This window comes from Nocardioides sp., assembly GCF_035697785.1.
Classification (GTDB): Bacteria; Actinomycetota; Actinomycetes; order Propionibacteriales; family Nocardioidaceae; genus Nocardioides_B.
The window spans coordinates 25,899-31,911 of the sequence record NZ_DASSCL010000168.1 but is presented as its reverse complement, the minus strand read 5'-3'; the positions used below and the strand labels follow the sequence as shown (position 1 = coordinate 31,911).

Annotated in this window: 7 protein-coding genes; 2 read left to right on the top strand and 5 right to left on the bottom strand. The window is 72.3% G+C overall.

Features of this window, described 5'->3' with window-relative positions:
• The 3 genes from rph to VFH10_RS17755 form a co-directional block, all read right to left on the bottom strand.
• The coding region (gene rph / locus VFH10_RS17765; protein ID WP_325130981.1) for a ribonuclease PH at positions 1-488 on the bottom strand (488 nt) is incomplete at its 3' end.
• 104 nt (positions 489-592) lie between these two features.
• Positions 593-1,375, bottom strand: coding sequence for an ABC transporter permease (locus VFH10_RS17760; protein WP_325130979.1), 783 nt, complete (start codon positions 1,373-1,375; stop codon positions 593-595).
• Entirely contained in the window at positions 1,372-2,271 is a 900-nt protein-coding gene (locus VFH10_RS17755) for an ABC transporter ATP-binding protein (RefSeq protein WP_325130977.1), read from the bottom strand. Before VFH10_RS17755 ends, VFH10_RS17760 begins: the two co-directional genes overlap by 4 nt.
• 139 nt (positions 2,272-2,410) lie before the next feature.
• Here VFH10_RS17755 and VFH10_RS17750 point away from each other — a divergent pair, with 139 nt between their 5' ends.
• Together VFH10_RS17750 and VFH10_RS17745 are read left to right on the top strand one after the other, a co-directional pair.
• Complete coding sequence (locus VFH10_RS17750) at positions 2,411-3,577, top strand: sensor histidine kinase (protein WP_325130975.1); 1,167 nt, start codon at positions 2,411-2,413, stop codon at positions 3,575-3,577.
• A complete protein-coding gene (locus VFH10_RS17745) occupies positions 3,577-4,215 on the top strand; it encodes a response regulator (RefSeq protein ID WP_414689884.1) in 639 nt (212 codons plus the stop codon). Before VFH10_RS17750 ends, VFH10_RS17745 begins: the two co-directional genes overlap by 1 nt.
• Before the next feature lie 68 nt (positions 4,216-4,283).
• Here VFH10_RS17745 and VFH10_RS17740 read toward each other — a convergent pair whose 3' ends face one another.
• Positions 4,284-5,042 carry an MBL fold metallo-hydrolase gene (locus VFH10_RS17740; protein WP_325130971.1) on the bottom strand — a complete coding sequence of 253 codons (759 nt, stop codon included), beginning with the start codon at positions 5,040-5,042 and terminating at the stop codon, positions 4,284-4,286.
• A gap of 73 nt (positions 5,043-5,115) precedes the next feature.
• The gene (gene murI / locus VFH10_RS17735; protein ID WP_325130970.1) at positions 5,116-5,934 is read right to left on the bottom strand and encodes a glutamate racemase; all 819 of its coding nucleotides are present in this window, start codon (positions 5,932-5,934) and stop codon (positions 5,116-5,118) included.
• Positions 5,935-6,013: the final 79 nt, after the last annotated feature.

Sequence of the window (6,013 nt, the reverse complement as noted above, 5' to 3'; positions counted from 1 at the left end):
CCGAGCAGCGGCTCCCCCGCCAGCGCCCCCTTGCCGGCGAGGTGCGCGCACGCGTCGGCGAGGGCGACGTACGCCCCCGTGATCGCCGCCGTGCGGGTGCCCCCGTCGGCCTGCAGGACGTCGCAGTCGAGCACGATCGTGTTCTCGCCGAGGGCCTTGTAGTCGATGACCGCGCGCAGCGAGCGCCCGATCAGCCGGGAGATCTCGTGGGTGCGGCCACCGATGCGGCCCTTCACCGACTCGCGGTCGGACCGGGTGTTGGTGGACGCCGGCAGCATGGCGTACTCCGCGGTGACCCAGCCGAGCCCGGAGCCCTTGCGCCAGCGCGGCACCCCCTCGGTGGCCGACGCCGCGCACAGCACCCGGGTGCGGCCGAACTCGACCAGCACCGACCCGGCAGCGTGGTCGAGCCAGCCACGGGTGATCGTGATCGGTCGGAGCTCGTCGTTGCCTCGGCCGTCGAGGCGGGCGGTCTGGGTCTCGGTCATGGCCGAGACGATAGCCGCGGGTGCGACGACGCCGGCCGGCCGGGACCTGCCCGGCCGACCGGCGCCATGAGGACGACTGCGGCTGCGTGACTGCTACGTGACGGCTACTTGACCTCGGCCCGCAGGACCCGCCAGAAACCGACGACCACCGGCAGCACGACCCAGATCAGGGTGCCGACCGCGAGCTGGGCCCACTGCTCCCCGCTCATGTCGCCGCCGAGGAACAGCGGCTGCTGGGAGAACCCGAGGTCCACCCACGGCTGAATGTCGCGCATGGCCGTCCAGATGCTCGCCACCACGTTGAACGCGATCGGCACCACGAAGAACGTGACGATCGCTGCCGCGGTGTTGAGGAACAGCAGCCCGAAGGCGAGACCCTGGAGCACCCCGGACGCCTGCAGGATCGTGAACTTGCCGATGCTGTCCCAACCGATGTTCTGCCACGGGTCCGGCGCCCCGGCCAGGAGCGTCGCCAGCGCGGCGACGAGCACGGCCAGCACGATCGCGGCCGCGCCGAACACCAGGGCCGCGGCGATCTTCGCCACGATCACCCGGGACCGGATCGGGGTCAGTGTGAACGTGACCAGCGCGGTGCGCTGGGTCCACTCGCTGCAGACCAGCAGGATCCCGAGCACCGGCAGCAGGAAGCCCTGCGGCGTCGCGGTGATCCCCATGAAGTTGAGGAACACCCGGTCGTCGTCGGGGGCGGCGAAGAAGAAGATCACCACCGCAGCGGCGGTGATCAGCCCGATCGCGATCAGCAGCCACTTGCCGGCCCGGGTGTCCGCCATCTTGCGCAGCTCCACGCCGATCAGCCGGGACATCGGCACGCTCGGGGTGCCGGACAGGTCCAGGGGCCGGATCGGTGCGGTCACGGCGGCGCTCATCTGGTGTCTCCTTCGCGCTGGGTGTCGGCGGTGAGCTGGAGGAACATCTCCTCGAGCCCGGCTCCGTCCGCGGGGCGGAGCTCGACGAGGGCGACGCCGGCCTCGGCGGCCACCTTGCCGACCTCGGCCGGGTCGGCGTCGGAGCGGAACCCACCCTCGCCGGACGGTACGGCGGTCATGCCGGAGTCGTGCAGGGCCCGCGCCAGCGCGTCGTTGTCGACCGAGCGGACGAACGTGCCCGCCGTCTGCAGCAGCTCGGCCTTCGTGCCCTGGGCGACGATCCGGCCGTTGCCGATGACGATGAGCTCGTCGGCGATGACCTCGACCTCGTGGAGCAGGTGCGAGGACAGCAGCACGGTGCCGCCCCGGTTGGCATAGTCACGCAGCAGGCCGCGCATCCAGTGGATGCCGGCCGGGTCCAGGCCGTTGGCCGGCTCGTCGAGGACGAGGACCGACGGGTCGCCCAGCAGCGCGTGGGCGATGCCCAGGCGCTGACGCATGCCCAGTGAGTAGTTGCGCACGCGGCGCTTGGCCTCCGTGGGTGTGAGGCTGACCAGCTCGAGCATCTCGTCGACGCGCTCGGGCGGCAGGCCCATCGTGCGGGCCCCGAGAGTCAGCACCTCTCGGCCGGTGCGCCCGCCGTGCTGGGCGGAGGCGTCGAGCAGCACGCCCACGTGGCGCCCCGGGTTGGGGATGTCGCCGTAGTGGTGCCCGCCGATCGTGGCCTCGCCCTGCGTCGTACGGGTGAGCCCGACCAGGATGCGCATCGTCGTCGTCTTGCCGGCACCGTTGGGACCGAGGAACCCGGTGACCCGTCCGGGACGGCTCTCGAACGAGACGTCGTCGACGGCGACGAAGTCGCCGAAGGTCTTCGTGAGTCCTTCCACTTTGATCATGGCTCAACCCTGCTGCACGGCACCCGTCGAGCGCATCCGCCGCGGGGTTGAACTCCGGGTGACGAAAGTAGGGGGCGCTCCGTCCAGACGTGGACTCCGGTCGCTGTCGACGCGCGGGCCTCCTCCCTAGGGTGGACGGGTGGACGGACCCGATCCCCGCGCACCGTGGCAGCCGCCGCTGACCTGGTGGTCGCACGGTTGGCGGCTGCTCGGCTGCCTGGCCATCTCGGCCATCGTCTGGGGCAGTGCCATCCAGGGTCAGCTGGAGGACCACCCGGAGCTGTTCTGGGTCGACCTCGGGCTGGGGGCGGCCTGCTACGTGCTGGTGTTCTGGCGGCGCCGGTTCCCGCTCACCGTCGCCCTGCTCACCGCGGTGGCGGGGATGTACTCGGGGCTGGCCGCCGGGCCGGGTGCCCTCGCGGCGGTGTCGTTGGCCACCCGACGCAACCTGCCGCAGATCGTGCTCGTCGGTCTCGTCAACGTGATCACCGCCCAGGGCTTCGTCCGGGTCCAGCCGGTCGTCAGCGACGACCCCGAGTGGCTCAACCTGGCCATCAACACCGCACTGATGGCGGCCCTGCTCGCCATCGGGATGTACATCGGCTCCAGACGCGAGCTGATGTGGACGCTCCGGGAACGGGCGCTGCGCGCGGAGACCGAGCAGGCGCTGCGGGTCGGCCAGGCCCGGGCAACCGAGCGGGAGCGGATCGCCCGCGAGATGCACGACGTGCTCGGGCACCGGATCTCGCTGGTGACGATGCACGCGGGAGCGTTGACGTTCCGCGACGACCTGAGCCGGGCCGACGTGGCCGCCAGCGCCCGGATCATCCAGGACAACGCGCATCAGGCGATGGTGGAGCTGCGCGGCATCCTCGGCGTGCTGCGTGGCGCCGAGGACGGTGCGCCGGACCGACCACAGCCGACCCTGTCCGACGTACCAGCTCTCGTCGACGAGGCCCGCTCCTCCGGCACGCCGGTGGACCTCACCGTGCAGGTGCCGGACCCGCTGCCCGAGCGGCTCGGCCGGACGGTGTACCGCGTCGTGCAGGAGGGGCTCACCAACGCGCGCAAGCACGCCGGCGCGGCTCGGGTGGCGGTGCACGTCTCGGGCAGCCGGACGGACGGTGTCACGGTGCGGATCGAGAACCCGCTGCCTCCCGGGTCGCGGCCGGCGGGTGCCCCGGGCTACGGCCTGGTGGGGCTGACCGAGCGCGCGGAGCTCGCGGGCGGCACGCTGCGCTGGGACGTGCGGGACCGACGGTTCGTGCTGGAGGTGTGGCTGCCGTGGCCGAGCTCACGACCGTGATGCTCGTCGACGACGACGCGCTCGTGCGGTCGGGCCTGGCGCTGATCCTCGGCGGCGCCGCGGACCTCGAGGTCGTGGCGCAGGCGTCCGACGGCGCGGAGGCGCTGGCCCGCAACCGCGAGGTCGCCCCCGACGTGGTCCTGATGGACATCCGCATGCCGGGGATGAACGGCCTCGACGCCACCGAGCGGCTGATGGCCACCCCCGATCCGCCGGCGGTGGTCGTGCTCACCACGTTCGACGCCGACGACCACGTCGTACGCGCACTGGCGGCCGGGGCGAGCGGCTTCCTGCTCAAGGACACCCCGCCGCAGCAGATCGTGGAGGCGGTACGCCGGGTCGCCGCCGGTGACCCGATGCTGTCGCCGAGCGTCACCCGACAGCTGATCCAACGCGTGCAGGAGCTCGGCACCGACGACCGCATGGCGGCTGCCCGCGCCCGGCTGGCCGACCTCACCGAGCGCGAGACCGACGTGGCACTCGCGCTCGCCCGCGGGCTGAGCAACGCCGAGATCGCGGCGGCCCTGCACCTGAGCGTGCCGACGGTCAAGGCGCACATCTCGCGGCTGTTCACCAAGCTCGGCGTCACCAACCGAGTGCAGATCGCGATCTGCGTGCACGACGCCGGCCTCGTCTGACGGACGCACAACGATTCGTCTGCGATCCGCCTCCGAGAATCACCCCAAAGACCGCAGACGAATCGTTGTCACAGGTCGTAGGTGGCGCCGGGGGCGGCGAGGTCGACCGGGCCGTCGAAGACCGCGCGGGCCTCGGCGAGCGCGAGCCGCTTGTCGTGCCACGGCGGGATGTGAGTGAGCACCAGGCGGCCGACGCCCGCGGCTGCGGCGGCGGTGCCGGCGTCGGTGCCGGTGAGGTGCAGGTCGCCCGGGTTGTCGTCGCCGGCGAGGAACGCCGACTCGGCGAGCATCAGGTCGGCCCCCTTGGCGAGCTCGACGAGCTGCGGGCACGGACCGGTGTCGCCGGAGTAGGCGAGGGTGTGCCCGTCGGCCTCGACCCGCAGGCCGTACGCCGCGACGGGGTGCACGAGCCTGGTCGGCCAGATGGTGAAGGGGCCGAGCCGGACCGGCTGGTCGTCGTACTCGTGGAAGTCGAACTCCGCCCGCATCCCGGTCTCCGGCGGGAGGCCGTAGGCGCGGGCGGCCTGCTGCCCCACCCCGGCCGGGCCGAACACCGGGATGCGGGGGCGCGCGCCGCCGGGGTGGTACCTCCACATCACGTAGAGGCCGCTGAGGTCGAAGTAGTGGTCCGGGTGCAGGTGCGAGAGCACGACCGCGTCGATGGTGAGCGGGTCGGCGTAGCGGTGCAGCATCCCGAGCGCGCCGCTGCCGAGGTCGAGCAGCACCCGCCAGGTGCGGCCCTCGTGGTCGCCCTCCAGCAGGTAGCAGCTGGCCGGCGAGTCGGGGCCCGGGTAGGAGCCGGAGCAACCGATGACGGTCAGCCTCATCGCCGCCCCCGCGCAGACGTGGGCGCGGCGAGCCCTTCGACAGGCTCAGGAAGGTCCGCCGTCGTGGGGTGGGTCATACGACCACCCAGGAGGTGGCCTGCGAGAGCTGGTGCACCGACTCGAGCTCGGGGCCGAGGAAGCGCCGGCCGATGTGCGCGAACTCGTCGGTCTGCCCGGTCGTGAGGAAGCGGTGCTCGGGCTCGGGCAGCGTGGGGTCGCGCTCGAGGCCGCGCTGGACGAGCAGCTTGTAGACGTCCTTGGCGGTCTCCTCGGCACTGGACACGAGCGTGACCTGGTCGCCCATCACGTAGGACACGATGCCGGTCAGCAGGGGGTAGTGCGTGCAGCCCAGGATCAGCGTGTCGATGCCCTCGGTGGTGAGCGGGTCGAGGTACTCGTGCGCCACCGCGAGCAGCTCGGGCCCGCTGGTGACGCCGGCCTCGACGAACTCCACGAAGCGTGGGCACGCCTGGGTGTACAGCGTGACGTGCGGGGCGGCGGTGAACGCGTCGTCGTACGCCATCGACTCGGCGGTCGCGCGGGTGCAGATGACCCCGATCCGGCCGGTGCGGCTGGCCGCCACCGCGCGGCGGGTGGCGGGGTGGATCACCTCGACGACGGGCACCGGGTAGCGCTCACGGGCGTCGCGGAGAACGGCCGCGCTGGCTGAGTTGCAGGCGATGACGAGAGCCTTGACGCCCTGGTCGACGAGGTGGTCGAGACACTCGAGGGCGTACTCGCGGACCTCGCCGATCGGCTTGGGGCCGTAGGGCTGGCGCGCGGTGTCGCCGAGGTAGAGCACCGGCTCGTGGGGCAGCTGGTCCAGCACGGCACGGGCCACGGTGAGTCCACCGAAGCCCGAGTCGAATATCCCGACGGGTGCGTCTGCCACCCGACAAGGCTAGTGGCTCGCGGCCCGTGCTCCCCCGCTCGAGCGACGGACGTCACGGTGCGATCCGGGTCACCCCCGC